At 67.0% G+C, this 14,995-nt stretch carries 9 protein-coding genes and 1 pseudogene; 1 reads left to right on the forward strand and 9 read right to left on the reverse strand.

What is annotated here, in order from left to right; all coding sequences use genetic code 11:
- Positions 1-221 precede the first annotated feature (221 nt).
- From ACFV9W_RS37710 to ACFV9W_RS37725, 4 genes and pseudogenes are all read right to left on the reverse strand, one after another.
- Positions 222-911, reverse strand: a pseudogene (locus ACFV9W_RS37710) (IS256 family transposase); the annotation flags it as partial.
- Positions 912-1,134: 223 nt separating this feature from the next.
- Positions 1,135-1,611: a hypothetical protein gene (locus ACFV9W_RS37715; RefSeq protein ID WP_385770368.1), complete on the reverse strand. Its 477-nt coding sequence runs from the start codon at positions 1,609-1,611 to the stop codon at positions 1,135-1,137.
- Between the two features lie 27 nt (positions 1,612-1,638).
- Positions 1,639-4,149: an ATP-binding protein gene (locus ACFV9W_RS37720; protein WP_385770370.1), complete on the reverse strand. Its 2,511-nt coding sequence runs from the start codon at positions 4,147-4,149 to the stop codon at positions 1,639-1,641.
- Positions 4,150-4,341: 192 nt separating this feature from the next.
- Positions 4,342-5,061, reverse strand: coding sequence for a hypothetical protein (locus ACFV9W_RS37725; protein ID WP_385770372.1), 720 nt, complete (start codon positions 5,059-5,061; stop codon positions 4,342-4,344).
- A 170-nt stretch (positions 5,062-5,231) separates the two neighbouring features.
- Here ACFV9W_RS37725 and ACFV9W_RS37730 point away from each other — a divergent pair, with 170 nt between their 5' ends.
- Positions 5,232-8,453 carry a BTAD domain-containing putative transcriptional regulator gene (locus ACFV9W_RS37730; RefSeq protein ID WP_385770374.1) on the forward strand — a complete coding sequence of 1,074 codons (3,222 nt, stop codon included), beginning with the start codon at positions 5,232-5,234 and terminating at the stop codon, positions 8,451-8,453.
- 149 nt (positions 8,454-8,602) lie between these two features.
- Here ACFV9W_RS37730 and ACFV9W_RS37735 read toward each other — a convergent pair whose 3' ends face one another.
- From ACFV9W_RS37735 to ACFV9W_RS37755, 5 genes are all read right to left on the reverse strand, one after another.
- Entirely contained in the window at positions 8,603-9,688 is a 1,086-nt protein-coding gene (locus tag ACFV9W_RS37735) for an integrase core domain-containing protein (protein WP_385770376.1), read from the reverse strand.
- A 387-nt stretch (positions 9,689-10,075) separates the two neighbouring features.
- On the reverse strand, positions 10,076-11,701 hold the full coding sequence (locus ACFV9W_RS37740) for a WD40 repeat domain-containing protein (protein ID WP_385770378.1): 1,626 nt from the start codon (positions 11,699-11,701) through the stop codon (positions 10,076-10,078).
- Between the two features lie 40 nt (positions 11,702-11,741).
- The gene (locus ACFV9W_RS37745) at positions 11,742-12,551 is read right to left on the reverse strand and encodes a nucleic acid/nucleotide deaminase domain-containing protein (protein ID WP_385770380.1); all 810 of its coding nucleotides are present in this window, start codon (positions 12,549-12,551) and stop codon (positions 11,742-11,744) included.
- Positions 12,552-12,621: 70 nt separating this feature from the next.
- A complete protein-coding gene (locus ACFV9W_RS37750; RefSeq protein WP_385770382.1) occupies positions 12,622-13,206 on the reverse strand; it encodes an SUKH-4 family immunity protein in 585 nt (194 codons plus the stop codon).
- A gap of 32 nt (positions 13,207-13,238) precedes the next feature.
- The gene (locus ACFV9W_RS37755) at positions 13,239-14,924 is read right to left on the reverse strand and encodes a nucleic acid/nucleotide deaminase domain-containing protein (protein WP_385770384.1); all 1,686 of its coding nucleotides are present in this window, start codon (positions 14,922-14,924) and stop codon (positions 13,239-13,241) included.
- Positions 14,925-14,995 lie beyond the last annotated feature (71 nt).

Consider the following 14,995-nt stretch of genomic DNA (forward strand, 5'->3'; position numbering starts at 1 on the left):
TGGGGGTCAAGGGGTCGCAGGTTCAAATCCTGTCGTCCCGACAGTTCGAACGATCGAACGTCGCAGGTGAAGGGCCGTTTTCGAACGGCCCTTTTTCTGTTGCTCCCACGCTCCCAGTGGGAGCGTGACGAGTAGGAGCGTGCTCCCACTGTCCCCTTGTCTGTTCGCTCCCACTCGGGCCGATGCGCACATATTCGGTGGTGTCCCACGAAGTGGTGTAGTCAGTCCAGCTCATGGGGTTCCGGTTGTGCGGGAACCTGTCGTGGTGAGGTCGGCTGGTCGGCGAAGAGTCCGGCCATGGAGCCTTCGGAGAGGTAGCGGCGGTCGAAGACCTGCCATTCGTCGTGGAGTTCGGCCAGGACCGCGGCGGCGATCCGGTCCAGAGCGGTGGGGTTGGGGAAGACCTGGACGACGTCGGCCCGTCGTTTGATCTCCCGGTTCAGTCGTTCCAGCGGGTTGGTGGACCAGATCTTCTTCCAGTGCGCCGGCGGTAAGTCTGCGAACGCGGTGATGTCTCCGGCCGCCTCCAGCAGCATCGTCTTGACCTGCGGGAATTGCCGTCCGAGCATGTCCGCGACGACGTCGAGCTGGGTGCGGACCTGGTCGGCGGTGGTCTGCGCGAAGATCGTGCGGATGGTCGCGGCGACCATCTCCGCCGAGCCCCTTCTCGATCACTGAGAAGACGTCGCGCACGAAGTGAACCCGGCAGCGTTGCCAGGCCGAGCCGAGGAACACAGTGCGGATCGCGGCGACCAGACCGCTGTGCGAATCGGAGATCACGAGCTGGACCTGGTCCAGGCCGCGGGCCCGCAGACTGCGCAGGAACTTCGTCCAGAACGGCTTCGACTCGCTGTGCCGACCATCAGCCCGAGGATTTCGCGGTGCCCGCTGGCGGAGATGCCCGTCCGCACACTGGCTCCGACCAGGACGGATGAGTTTTCGGCAGGGGCAACGTCGGCCCGGGACCCGGACTCCCACTTGGCCGGCTGCCAGTAGGACGTCTATCGGAAGCACGTCTTCCCCTTCGCAAGCAACTGACTGAGTGGAGCGTGCTCGGTGGGGTGGAAGTCTCCCGCCGTGCTGCTGCCCCACGCCGTGCTCGTCTTCCTGGCCGGGGTCCGCCGGTCGAGGTCCCTACCAACCCAATAGTGCTCCGACCTTCGTGAACACGTCCGATCCGTCGTTGAGGCTTCCGGCGAGTCCAGCGAAGACGGCGACTGCCGTGATGAGCCCGAGTTTCCAACGGCGTTGGTGGTGCACTGGCGGGGTGCCGACGGAATCCGCGGCGTCGTCGCGGCCCGACTGTGGATCGGGTTCGGGCGGAGTGCCGGTGATGTGGGTGGCATCGGGGAAGGACGGGCCCACGTCCCCGGCCGTGGCGCGATGGTGGGTGACCGCCGCACCACGACGCGCCGGCTCGTCGGTTGCGGCGTTGCGGTCGGCCCGGACGGACGCGTCGCTGTTGTCAGCGGTGTCCCGCGACGTTGAGCCCGTCCTGGAGGTCTCGATGCCCTGGGCCACCGTGATGTGGATGTTCTCGCCGGCCGCGACAGGGCTGGATGAGTCGCGGCCGATGCGAACCGTGTTGTGGTTGACGGGTTTCTGCGTCATGGGGCGGGGGACTCCTCGTCGTGCTTATTACAGGCGGGTCAGGGTGAAGGGCGTGCAGTCGTAGCAGGTCACGCCGTCGGAGACCGCTGAGGTCATTACGCGGGTGGCCTTGGCGGTGTCGGCATCCGGTGCGACGGTGATCGTCGTAGTGACCTCGCCGATCACATCTCCGCACGAGCCGTCGTCCGTGTCGTACAGCGGACCGGTGGAGGTGTACGTGTCGCCGCTGCCCGTGAACTCGACCGTGGTCGTATCGCCGCAGATGTCTTGCCCCCGTACCGTGTAACTCCCGGAGCCCGCGTCGACGAATTCGAGCCCGCCGCCTTCACTGTGCAGCCACCGGCCTGCCAGGCCGGTCGGTTCGGGCTCCGGTGTCGCGGAGGCCGCGTCCGCGAGGTTTTCGTCGTCGATCCCTGTGCCCGGCATGGTGACGGTGGCGGCCGGCGAGTCCGGGCCTGGAGAAGTGGAATCCCAGGTTTGCTGGACGGCAACTGTGCCGATGGCAACGGAGGCGATCACCGCGGCCACTTTGAGGGCGACGGCGGTGCCGGCGTGTGCGGTCCCCGTACCGGCGGCGGTCGCACCTTCACCGAGGCCGGGCGGTAGCGTTCCAGGCGCGGTCGAGGCTGTTCCGGGATCGACGGGCAGGCCATGTTCGGGTACGGACTGCGAGAACGTCGGATCCTGCACCGCTGATCCCGTGTCCGATGGGGGTGTCGGATCCTGTGGCACGGAGCCTGTGTCCTGCACCGGAGCTGTGTTCCATGCCGGGGCGTCACTTACCTCCTGCAGCGGTGGTGCATCCGGCCCGGCGGGGTTCGCGTGCTCGGCGGGCGGCGGATTCGCCCCCGTGGAACCCGCGTCCGGACCGGGCGTCGCGTCGGGCTCGGATGGTGGGCTACCCCCGTCCGCCGGTGGGCTCGCGTCGCCTTGGGAAGGGGTGTCCGCGGGGGACGACCCCTCCGTACTCGTCTGCGTATCGGGTGCCGGAGCTGTGTTCCCCGCGTGCGCCTGGGCCATCTCCACCGCGGTATCGGCAGCATCGTCGTCGCCCAGCAATCGCCACAAAGTCACCGCCTGTGCCAGGAGCGTCGCCGCGAGAACGCGGTTGCCGGTCAGGATGCTCCGGATGCCCCGCTCATGGGTGAAGTACGCCTCCGCTCGGCGGTCCCCGCCCCGGCGTGCTGCCGGAAGTCCCTGGTCGAGCAGGCGTCCCCAGATGCCGAAGCGCAGGGAGCGGGCGAGGGTGGGGGAGGTCGCACGTACGACCCGTACAGCCAGATCGGCCCGTCCCGAACGCTCGGCGATCTCCACGATCACTTCGAACACCCGTGAGTGAGCGGCCACTTGGGAGGCTTCGGTCGCCGGCCGCGCTGCCCACTCCGCGAAATAGCCGCACAGCCGCTCCAGCGAGTACGGCACCAATCCCTCGCGCTGCTTCAACGCCCGAACCACGTCCGAGGTCGTACGGAAGCCGGGGCCCGACTGCTGGGCCAGGCCAAGTCGTACTAGCTTCTCGCACAGGGCTTCCGGGTCCGGGATCCCGCTCAGGGCTCCGATGTGCGCCGGGGCGAGAGCGGCGTCGCCGAATGTCGCCAGGAGGTGCAGGGCACGCAACGCGGGGCCGTCGAGCCGGCCGAACAGCAGGGGCAGCAGTTCCCGTACCGCGCCGGGCTTGGGGAGTTCGGTCCGGCCCGACGGGTCGAGTCGGGCCGCTGCCGCCGCACGCAGCAACGGCAGCGGCATGCCGGACGTGGCCTCCCACAGAGCTTCGGCCGCGTCCTGACCGCCCGCCGCGTCGAGCGGGCGGGCCAGCGCCGATTCCAGGAGCCGTACCGCGGCGGTCCGGTCGATCCCCTGGACCTGCTGTGACCGGACGTCGGGCCCCAGCAGCGAGTTCTCGCGCCCGGCGAAGACGAACGTGGCGTGCGGTGCCGCGTCCATGACCGTGCTCAGCTGCTCCGCGTCGTAGTCGGCGTTGTCGACGTACACCGTCACCTTCATGCCCTGCATGAAGTCGCGCAGGACGGCGCGCGGTGGGGCGTATCCGTGGGTCTCGTGACAGGCTTCGAAGATGTCCTGGCCCAGGTCCTCGGGCTCACGTCCGGAGGCATCGAGGAACAGGATTCCGTCGGGTCCTGCGTCGAGTTCGAGGGCTGCGTACCGTAGCAGCGCGCTTTTTCCGGTGCCGGCAGGGCCCCAGAGCTGGACCGTCTTTCCCTCGCTCAGCGCGGTGCGGATCGCGGCGAGATCGGCGCTACGACCGAACGGCTCGTTCTGCCGTCGAGGAGGCAGGCCGACCCGTTCGCGGCGCCTCGGGCGAGGGCGTTCGCCTTCGAGCCGCACGATCACCGTGGAACCGTTCTCCGCGCCGATGTACGCGATGTGATTCCCCGCGATCACGGGTGCGCTGCTGTCGCCACCGACCCAGATGTGTTGTCCCGGTGGCTGGTCGAGCTCGTGCTGGGTGTCGCCCAGTTCGTTGCCGTCGAGGTTCTCGTTCGAGTTCTCGCTGTCGTCTTCGGTGCTGCTCGCCATGTCTGTCCTGTCGTGGTGATCGCGCCGGTCGTTGTGGGGCGTCAGGATTCTGCGTCCGAGGCGCGGTGATGTGCCGTGAGTACGAGTCCGGGTACGGGCTCGACAGCTTTGTGCTGAAGGTCTGTTGGGAAAGGGCGAGCCGAAGGGGGCCGAGCGTGGACTCGGCCGGCGGCCCGATCGCGAGGGTGGTGATCAGGGGGTCAGGGTCCGGCAGAGCGTGAGGAACAGATGTATGTTGACGATCTTGTACGTGTCCGTCGCGGCCAGAACCGGCCGCATGCAGGGGGAGTTGAAGGTCAGAGTTCTGTGCGACAGGTCGAAGTCGGCGATGTCCTGCCACGCGACTGACTTCTCCGAGTCGTGCAGTCCGATTCGGTCAGCCTTCAGAGGGCCGAAGTCGATCGTCTCGCCCCGCGCCATGCGCAGCAGCGTCGGGTTCAATTGTGCGGCGGCAACTGCCTTTTGAATGTACGGGCCCCACTCGCTCGGGTAGAGAATCCGGGAGCCTTGCACCGCCGAGGTGATGCCGTACTCGCGTCTCGCGGCGCGGGTGAGGTAGAGGCCACCGGGACCGAGCGCCACGGCGTTTCCGTGCGGGTCGATGAGAGTGCAACTGCGGTAGCCCGCCCCGGATTCGACGGAGGGAGGGTACTGAAGAACGCGCATGGTCTCCCACGCGTAGGCACCCACGTAATCCCCTGGTGCCGTCACGATGACCCCGGAGCGGTAGACGTAGAGCCGTGAGCCCTGCTGCCGGCCCGGGCCGAGATCAGGCTTGGCCGCGAAGGTGCTCAGACAGTTCCCGAAACGCTCTCGCGCGGCGACTTCCGTGATCCCCTGTGTCGGCGGAGGGAAGGTGCTGCGGTTCCACGACGCGTGGGACAGGTCCGGCAGTGACAGCATCTCGGTCATGGCGTCCCCTCGCTCGAATCTCGCAGGTGCGGTCCGCACGCGCACGACACCGCCCCCGTATCGCCCGCGCAATCCGGTTGTGCGGGTTGTGCGATGACGTACCGCCGACTCTGATCGGCCGTGCTGAAATGCTGTTGAATTCCCAATGATCCAGCGAGCGGAGGCAGGACATGTGGGCGGCGGAAGGCGGCCCCGAGTGGCTCCGGATCGAGGCCCTCGGACCGTTGCGAGCCTGGCGGGGCGGGACGTCACTGAAGCTCGGTCCGATCAAGCGTCAGGCGGTGCTTGCCGCGTTGCTGCTCCGTGACGGAGTCAGGGTCAGTCACGAGCGGCTGCTCGATGACGTGTGGGGAACGGAACCGCCCCCGACCGGAGTGAAAGTGCTCCCCAGTTACATCAACCCACTCCGTCGGCTTCTCGATGACGAGGGCACTCCACCTGACAGGTCGGTGATCCACAGTGGGCAGGGCTGGTACCGCATGGCACCGGACGATGTGCGGCTTGATCTCGCCGACCTGGCGGAGCGAGGAGACGCGGCCTCGCGTATCCGCGCGACCGGCGACCTGCCCGCCGCACTCGACCAGTTGACGTCCACACTCTCGCTCTTCCGCGGGGAGCCCCTGGCCGGCCTGCCCGGACCTTTCCTGCGGGACGAGCGCGAACGACTCCTGGACCGCCGACGCGCTCTCCGACTCGAGCGGCTCGACTGCCTGGTGCGGCTGCACCGCTTCCACCAGGCACTCGACGACATCGGCGCGTTCGGGACATGCGCGCCCTACGACGAGGCGCTGCTGGCGGCGCGCATGCGTGCGCTGTACGGATGCGAGCGTCAGGCCGACGCGCTGAACGCCTACCACGAGATGCGCGCACGCCTTCGGGACGACCTCGGCATCGACCCCGGCGAGGAACTCCGCCGGGTGTACGAGGCGGTGCTGCGCAAGGACGACACCTACCTCATCGGAAACGCCGGACCGTCCGAATCCACTGCCCGCGGCAACGTCGCCTTGCAGCCGGCTGAACTGCCGCGTGACGTAGCAGGATTCGTCGGACGCTCCGAGGAACTCGCACTTCTCGACGAGCTGCTTCCCGCCGACGCGGACGAGGGGCTGTCCGGCGCAGTGGTCATTTCCGCCATCGGCGGCTCTGCCGGCATCGGGAAAACGGCGCTCGCCGTGCGCTGGGCCCACCGGGTGCGTTCCCGCTTCCCGGACGGACAGTTGTCCGTGAACCTGCACGGATTCGACCACGACCGACCGCCGCTCGGCATCGGCGAGGCCCTCGAGGCGCTGTTGAGCAGCCTCGGCCTCGGAGCATCGGAGATTCCCGCCGACGCCGAGTCACAGGCACGCCTTTACCGGTCACTCCTGGCTGGGAAACGTGTTCTGATCCTGCTGGACAACGCAGCCTCCGCGGAACAGGTGCGCCCGCTGCTCCCGGGTGGGGGGTCCTCCTGTGTGCTGGTCACGAGCCGGAATCGGCTCGGTGAACTCGTCGCGCATGACGGCGCACGCGCCCTGTCCCTCGATCTTCTGGCGTCGGCCGAGGCGCACACACTGCTCCGCGCGATACTCGGCGCCGAACGGCTCACCGCCGAACCAGCCGCCCTCGACGCCCTGATCGCCCGGTGCGGCGGACTGCCGCTGGTGCTTCGGGTGGCTTCCGCCCGACTCGCAGGCGACCCCGGTCTGCGCCTCTCCGACCTGGTCGCCGAGCTCGACGAGGGCAATCGGTTGGAGGCGCTGGAACCGGACCGTGCCGCAACCTCGCTGCTGCGAGCGGCGTTCTCCGCGTCGTACGCCAGACTTCCCGACACTGCGCGGCGTGCGTTCCGCCTGCTCGGCCTCTTCCCCGGTGCGGAGTTCACGGCCGAGGCCACCGCGGCACTTCTGGCCACATCACCACGCCAGGCCCGGCGCTTTCTCGGCACCCTGACAGCGGCCCATCTGATCGAACCCGTGACCGCGGGCCGGTACCGCTTCCACGACCTGCTTCGGGAATTCGCGCGGGAACGCGCCGTGGAGGACGAGTCCGACGCCGACGCGGAGGCCGCTCTGAGCGGGCTTCTCACCTGGTATCTGCATGCCACCCACGCGGCGGCGGGCAGTTGGTTCGCCCCCGAGCTGTACGACAGTCGGGGGGCGGCCGATGCTCAGGGCCTTCCGTCCACGGTCGACGGCGAGAAGTGGCTCGAGGCGGAGCGCGCGAATCTCCTCGCGATGATCCACCACGTTGGACGACACGGGCCTCGGTACGGCGCCTGGCACTTGAACAGCGGGCTGTTCGGCTACTTCTGGATCCATCTTCCGCGGGCCACGTGGCTGGACGCGGTGGTGGCGGGGCTGGACGCGGCGGTAGCCGAAGGTGACTTGCTCGGCCAAGCGGTCATGCACAGCATTCTTGGCATCATCCATTGGGACAAGAGGCAGGCCGGAAAGTCGTTCGCGCACCATGCGCAGGTCATGGAGCTCGGTGGCAAGGCAGAGTGGCCCGCCGCCGAGATTGCGGCACGAGGCGGCCGAGGGTTCGTGGAATGGAGCATGGCGAGTCTCGAATCCGCATACGAGAACTTCAGCACCGCGCTGGACGCGGTGCGCGACGACGAATACCGCCAGATCACGGCATTCGGACACCTCGGAATGGGCATGACCTGCCGGGACCTGGGGCGGCTGCACGAAGCCGTCGGCCATCTCGCACTCGCGGCCCAGCAAAGAAAGTGGATCAGCTGGTGGGACGACAGCCTGGCCGTACAGTTCCTCGGCGCGGTGTATCACGAGCTCGGCCGATATCAGGAGGGCCTCGCTCTGCTTCGCCCCAGTACGGATCATGACGAGCAGTCCGGCTATCGCAACGGCCGTGCCATGATGCTCGACGCCCTGGCGAAGATCCATGTCGACCTCGGTCGATACGACGAGGCCCTGCGCGAGGCCGAGCAGGCCTACGGAATGGTCCACGGTCCGGGCCGGCCCTGGGTCCGGGCTACGATCCTCAACACGATCGCCGCCGCACACCGCGGTCTCGGACACACGGACCGGTCCATCGGCATCCATACCCGAGCCCTCGAACTGGCCCGCGAGGCCCGGCACCGAAGGACCGAGGCGGACTGCATCCTCGGACTCGCCCTCACCCACGAACGGCGGGGCGCGCACGGAGAAGCCCGTGAACACGCCGAGCTGACGGTCGAGATCGCGCGCGATCATTCCTTCCGCGTGGTGGAAGGGCAGGCCCTGACGGCGCTGTGCGCGGTGGCCCGGTCGGAAGGGGACCGCGCAGCCGCCGAACGAATCGGCCACGAGGCCTTGGCGATCCACAGGGAGACGGGTCACCGCCCGGGCGAGGCCCGTACCCGCATCCTGCTCGGCCGGCCAGCTTTGGACGTCGACAGTCTGCCGTAAAGCGGTCCGGGATGGTTCGCCTCCTGGTCGGGTGTGCCGAATGGGCCGGGCACTCCACTGGAGCCCCGCGCCGCCGGCTGCGGCGCGAGGATGCCCAGTGCCGCTCGAAAATACGATTCGGTGCTGTGAGCTGGGGTGAGTCCGTTCAGTCAGGCGGTTCTCTCGTACTGGTTGATCAGGCCTCCGAGGAGGCGTTGGCGCCGGATCCGGTGGGCCTGGAGGTTGGTGACGGTGGCCGGGGTGGCTGGTTCGGCGCTGGCCGGGGGCAGTTGCTGCCGGGACTGGTGGGGACGGTGCCCGTTGTAGTGCCTGATGTATTCGACCAGCACTGCGCGAGCGTGAGCCTCGTTGTAGATCAGCATGCGGTCGAGGAGCTCGCGGCGGAGGGTGCCCACGACTCTCTCGCAGATCGCGTTTGCTTTGGGAGCCTGCGGCGGGCTGAGCAGGATGTTTATGTCGTCGGCTTCGAAGACGGCGTCAAAGGAACGGGTGTACTTGCTGTCCCGGTCCCGGAGGAGGAAGCGCAGCGAATCCCACCGGTGCCCCTGCGCCATGGCAAGGTTCCTGGCCTGCTGAACGGTCCACGCGGCGGTGGGGTGGGCGGTGATGCCGGCGAGGTGGACGCGGCGGGAGCCATGTTCGATGAAGATCAGGGCGTACAGGCGCTCGAGCGAGATGGTGTCCAGGTGCAGGAAGCCGGCGGCAATGATGCCGTGGGCCTGGGCGGTCAGGAACTGCCGCCAGGTGGGGCCGGAGCGCTGCGGCGCGGGGTCGATGCCGGCTGCGTGGAGGATCTCCCAGACTGTGGACGGGGCGATCGGATAGCCGAGGCGGGCGAGTTCGCCCTGTATCCGGCGGTGGCCCCAGCTGCTGTTCTCCCGGGCCATGCGCAAGATGAGCTGCTTGACGGCGGGCGCGGTGGAGGGTCTTCCGGGGCGGCGGTGTCGGGTGAACGTCCATTTCCTGGCGATGAGTTGGCGATGCCAGGCCAGCAGTGTGGTGGGGGTGACCGCGAAGGCCTGGCGCCAGCGCTCGCGCGGGACGAACCGCGAGAGCGCGGCAAGCCAGATTCGGTCTGCGGGCTCGTAGCGGACGCGGGCAGTCTGACGGCGCAGCACCGCGTTCTCATGCCGTAACGCGAGGACCTCTGCGTCCTTGGCCACGCGGCTGCGGAGTACGGCAGAAGGCACCTCGATCAGATTCCGGACCAGGGTAGTGACGATCGACAGCGACATCGAAGGATCATCCCAGGTGCCACTGAGGCCGTTGCCCCGCGTGGAGAAGCTGCAAGCCAGAGCCGGAATCGAATTTCCGAGCGGGACACGCTCCGACTTCAGGACTGAGCAGGAGTTCCGCTTCGCCTGCTGTATGGACGTGCTCCATCTCCATGAGCCCCCACATGTCGGGGGTGTGCGCGGCCGAACGAATGGAGCCGGTGTGAGTGCCCCGCAATCGGAGCCGGCTTGCGGGCGGACAGTCGCACCCCAACCCGACGAGGACTCTGCCCCACAGCCATCCACAATGCTGCTCACCCGTCACTTCGTGTCTCAGGTTCCTCAGCGCGCCTTCCAGCGCTGGGTGGGGGAGACGGCATATCGAAAGAAGGGCGGTCGCCTTGATGCTTATCCAGGAGAGATCCGCAGGCCATACGTGATGTTCGGGCCGCCGACCATGAGTAGTCCGTCGGGGGTGAAGGCGAGGGCTGAAGCCTCCTGGAGAAGGGGGAAGGTGCGAATCCGGCCCGTCAGGACGTTGGTGAGGTGCAGTTCTGCGTCGTTCCAGGCGGCGGCCAGGACCGGACCGCTTGGGGTGTTGGTGGCGGCGAGGGCGGTAGCAACGGAGGGGCGCCGCTCAATGGGGTCAGACATCGGCTCGCTGCCCAGGCCCCACAGCCGTACGGTCCCGTCCATGCCGGCGGAGAAGACCAGAGTCACCTTGTCGTCGGTCAGGTGCAGGCAGGTGGTGGCAGTGACGGGTGTGGTGTGGAGCCGCGTGGTGTGCGGGAGCGGCTGGTAGGTGGCCAGGGGCCAGACATGGACGGCGCCCTGGTCGTCTCCGATCACGGCGGTGGCCGCGGACGGATCGCTGCCCAGGGCAGTGGGGCGCACGGGATCGGCGGCGAAGGCGGCCTGTCCGTGATAGGCGGCGATGGCGTCCGCGACGGGGGCATCGCCCGTGGTGGGCAGGAGGGTGCCCTGTTCGTCCAACAGAAGCCGCGCGGCGGCCATTTGATGTGGGCGGGCGGTGGGCTTTGCGGGCAGGGTTCCGGTGTGATGACCGGTGCTTGGGTCCAGAGTGTGCAGGGAACCGAGCGGGTCGGCGGCGGCTACGGTGCCCCCTGCGAGCGAGGCCAGGGCCGTGACAGGGATCCCGCAGCGCCCCCACACGGCATGCAGGGGATGCTCCTGGGCCAGTGAGTGCAAGGAGTTGGCCAGGGTGGCGTCGTGGGCGAGGGCAGCGGTGTGCAGGAGCGCGGCGCGCTGTGTGGTGCCGTGCTCGAGGGCGGAGAGCTGCGGGGCGACCAGGGCCCACACGGCGCGCAAGCTGGGTGGGGCAGGGGTGTTCGGATCGGCGAGGGTGGCGCTGATCGCGGTGGCCGGACCGTGCAGCAGGAACTCGGGGTCACTCAGCAGACCCAGTATCGCCTCCTGGTCGGGGGCCTGGTCCAAGAGGCGCTCGCGGTCCTTGCGAGGAGTGTTGGCCCAGTCGGGACGTTGGTGAGCGGTGCGCGGGACCGTGGCGAGGAGCGAGGCGAAGTCGCTCTGCGGCCGGGGCGGTTCGTACGCCCCGGGCCCCAGGACGATGACGTGTGCCGCCTCCTCGAAGAGCGCTTCGTCGTCGCTCTCGACGACCATGCGTACCTGTGGCACACGCAGCAGCGGATCGAGCAGGTCCGCGACGACGGCTGCCGGATCGCGGGTGAGGTGCAGATCGGGTACGAGCATCAGCAGCGGGCGCGGATCGGCGGCCACGCGATCGACGAGACCGTGTACCGGTTGCGGCCCGTAGCCCAACTGGCGGCCCAATTCCCATGCCAGACCATCGACATGCAGTCCCTTGGCCGGGACCGTGGCATGGACGACGGTGCCCGGGGTACTGCCCGAGCTGACCAGGAAATGGGCGAGCAGTTGGCTCTTGCCGCTGCCCCGCGCACCGGTGACCTGGCACAACCGAGATGTGTCGCCCGTGGCCCAGTCCAACAGCGCCTGCGCCGCCTGAGTATCGACGATCTGGCTGTCCGTTTGCACCGTGCGCTCCCCCTACTGCTGCTGTCTTGATGCTGTTGTTCTACTGCTGTGTGGCGGCTTCACGCAGCTGTCGAATCCCCTCGGCCCGCGAGTCGGCGCTCTCCCCGTAGGGGAAGTTGTGCGTCATCTGCGCATCGGGGAAGACCTGACCGAGCCATATTGAGCAGTAGTGTCCGGGCGTGAAGCACGGCTGCAGCTCCGTGTGGATGCGCAGCACTTGTTCGGCCTCAAAGCCTGCCGCGTGCAGCTGCTCCCACAGCTTTTCTTCGGGGTGAATGCCGATACCGCCAGAGGCGGTGACGATCTGCTTCTCGTCCTGCCCATTGAGTACTTCGAAGGCGGTGAACCACTCGACGCTTGCGGTGTCCCGGATGTCGTCCAGGACCAGCGGCCACCAGTTCTCACGCCCGGCGAAGGCCGGAGCATCGATGCTGCGCAGCCGCTCCTCGAGGTGCGCGAAGGCCTGCCCGGCCTGCTGGGGCTCATCCGTGGCCAGGATGAATCGCAGTGCCTGATCCAGCGCGGACAGTGCTGCGGCGAATGCCCCGGGAGAGGAGCTTACGTAGCGGAACTCCTCCTCCCAATCCAGCAGTACGGCCCGCACTGCCCCCTGGGCGTCGACACACAACTCGAATCCCTGGTCGGTTCCGAGACGCGCCCAGGTGCGACACTCGTCCCGCACAACCTCCCGGCCCACGGATGCCGCATAGTCGCCGAGCAACACGGGCTCCTCGGCCTGCGTCGCGAAGTACGGCCCCACACGGAGCGGCAGCGCAAGCTGCCCGAGCCGCAGCACGCTGCTGGGAGTGTCGAAGGGGTCACCATTTGCCGCTGCGCCGAAATGCCGCATGCTAGCGCCTGACAATTGAATTTCCTATCTGGAGTGTCGCGCGTACGCGGGGTGATCCTGTCGTGCGGTATCAGTAATGCAGTTCAGAATCGACGATGTAGTCCAGGACTTCATGCCAGCGGGAATCCGGATTCTCCAGCGCTGCGGGGTCGATTTCTTCCATGGCGTCCTTGACTCGGCGGCGCGTCATCTCCGGGTCGTCCTCGCCCTCCTGCTCATACCTTGGGTGTTCGATGTCGAATTTCGGTCGTTCCGACTGCAGCAGGTAAAGGAAGTGGATGAAGTTTCGGAGGCTGCTGTTGAACGGGTAGATTCCGGATTCATCGGAGAGGCAGTAGACCACCCCGGTGGACGCGTCGAATGCGATGTCGTCGTACGGGATTGTCCCGAGCGAGATCCACCTTTCGGCACCCTGTGGAATTTCATCAAACCGATCCGAAAGGCCGACGTCCCAGCCGGCGACGCTCTGCAGTCGTTCAGAGACCTCGTCATCCATGTCGAACCATGGGTTCTCCCAGACGGGGAGTCCAAGCGTGCGCAGCACCTCCCTGGAGTCGACGTCTGGAATCTCTCCCAGGAGTTCCTCGCTCGGTAGCATCAACTCGTCTTCGGAAAAGACGGTCAACATTTCATTTCGAGTTAGCGGGCTGCTCATGTCGCTCCATTTTCATCCGTGACCGCAGGATCCTATCTCTTTGAACGGAGCTGGTCAAGATAGTTCTCCATGGCTGAATTTCCTGCAGCTCGAGATTCCTTGGTGGCTCCGTATTCGACGCTGTGGGTGACGTCCGTGTTCGGGAATCTTTCAGCTATCCACGAACTGCAATTTGCGCCGGTTGCGCACGGGGCTCGTTCCGTGTACATCTCGCCTATTCGGTCCCCGTCTCCTTGTCTCAGGAAAGGGGTTCCTATCATTCGCTCCGAATGTCGGAAGCCATTGCTTCGTGCGACCAGTACGAAATTGTCGGCGTCGCCGCTTCCTGAAACTCGTGCTGCGGCGTAGTTGTTGCTCTGGAAGTCGCCGTTCTTCTTGTGGCCGCCGTAACTTTTTCCTGCGTGCCGTGCAAGTTGGGTGGCGCGTGAGAGGTCGGTGCTTCCGAGGGCGACCTGCTGGGAATCGGATCGTTGACGTGGATCCGTCTTTCCCTCGGCCTTGGTCTTGAGGCTGGCATTCCGTTCCCCCGGCTTCGGGCGTCCGATGGATGCGCTGTCGAGCCCCAGGCGTGCATGGTCGTCCTGTGTCAGTTCGGAGGTCTTTCCGCTGCTGTGCAGGCGCTGGATGGACCCGTTGTCCGACATGAGATACGTGGGGCTCTTGTCGCCCCGTTTTCCGAGCTTGTCCAGTGACAGGGCGACATTCTTGTCGTTCTCTCGATGATTGGTGGCCATCCTCTTCAGACCGCGGGGCATGGTGTCGTCGAGGTGGCTGGCCAGGCGCTTGGCACCCTTCTGGATGCCGTCCATGACAGTGTCCAGGCCTGCGTTGGCGGCGTCTGCGAGGGCGTCCTTGCCGCGGGTGCGGCCGTGGGCATTTCTGGCGCGGCCGAGTTTGTCGTCATTGGAGGAGCCGAGGTCAGCGCCGATGTTCTTGAGCTTGGATCCGGCGGAGTCGAAGGCGTCCAGGTCGATACTGAACTTGCCCGAACCACCGCCTGCTCCACCCGACGTGCCTCCGCTGGAGGAGCCTTCGGCGTTGAGGAGTTCCATGGAGCCGGACTGCTTGGCGGAGTCGACGCCCGCGTTGAAGCTGTCCGCTCCGGCCTTGGCGGCCTGGGAGGCGCTGATGCCGTTCTGTGTGCCCAAAGCGTTGCCGGCCGCCTGGATGGCGAGATCGCCGACCATCGAGCCAAGTGCCTCGTAGACCGGCCCCATGGCTGTGTTCACGATCTGCTCGGCGATCTGCTCGCACACCTCCTTGAAGATGCGTTTCACCGCAGTGCGGGTGGCCACCGTCCCGGCCAGGCCCCCCAGGGTGGACAGGCCGAGGGTGAAAGGCGCAGCTGCTGCGGCAGCAGCGATCTCGGCGGCGAGGATACCGAGTTGGACGATCGCTGCGATCTTCGCGCCCTCGATCAGGACGGCCACCGCGTCCAGGGCTGTGCCGGTCAGTCGACCTGCCTCGCCAAGATTCGCCAAGTGGGTTCCCTGGACCTTGGACCAGTGGGCCGACAGGGCTTCGACAGCCGCGCCCTCACTGTTGCCGATCAGGTCGTTCAGCAACTGGTGGGCGTCCATGGCTCCGTTGTCGAGCGCATCAGCGAACTCCCGCATGGCCACGGCCATTTCGCGGTAGTCGTCCTCGTCTACGTTCGGCCACGAAACACCGATGATGTCCAAGGCCTCGTCTGCCCAGCCTGGCAGGGTGATGCCCATCAGCTTCCCCCGTTCGTACGTTCGTTGATCGAACATACGGTAATAGGGGGTCGTGAGGGCAAGGAGGGGCG

The organism is Streptomyces sp. NPDC059897 (assembly GCF_042730865.1).
Lineage (GTDB): Bacteria > Actinomycetota > Actinomycetes > Streptomycetales > Streptomycetaceae > Streptomyces.

Excerpts from the sequence above, each read along its gene's own strand:
- ACFV9W_RS37725 (WP_385770372.1), bottom strand. The coding sequence starts at position 5,061 with ATGACCGAGATGCTGTCACTGCCGGACCTGTCCCACGCGTCGTGGAAC.
- ACFV9W_RS37720 (WP_385770370.1), bottom strand. The coding sequence starts at position 4,149 with ATGGCGAGCAGCACCGAAGACGACAGCGAGAACTCGAACGAGAACCTC.
- ACFV9W_RS37715 (WP_385770368.1), bottom strand. The coding sequence starts at position 1,611 with ATGACGCAGAAACCCGTCAACCACAACACGGTTCGCATCGGCCGCGAC.
- ACFV9W_RS37730 (WP_385770374.1), top strand. The coding sequence starts at position 5,232 with ATGTGGGCGGCGGAAGGCGGCCCCGAGTGGCTCCGGATCGAGGCCCTC.
- ACFV9W_RS37745 (WP_385770380.1), bottom strand. The coding sequence starts at position 12,551 with ATGCGGCATTTCGGCGCAGCGGCAAATGGTGACCCCTTCGACACTCCC.
- ACFV9W_RS37755 (WP_385770384.1), bottom strand. The coding sequence starts at position 14,924 with ATGGGCATCACCCTGCCAGGCTGGGCAGACGAGGCCTTGGACATCATC.
- ACFV9W_RS37750 (WP_385770382.1), bottom strand. The coding sequence starts at position 13,206 with ATGAGCAGCCCGCTAACTCGAAATGAAATGTTGACCGTCTTTTCCGAA.
- ACFV9W_RS37735 (WP_385770376.1), bottom strand. The coding sequence starts at position 9,688 with ATGTCGCTGTCGATCGTCACTACCCTGGTCCGGAATCTGATCGAGGTG.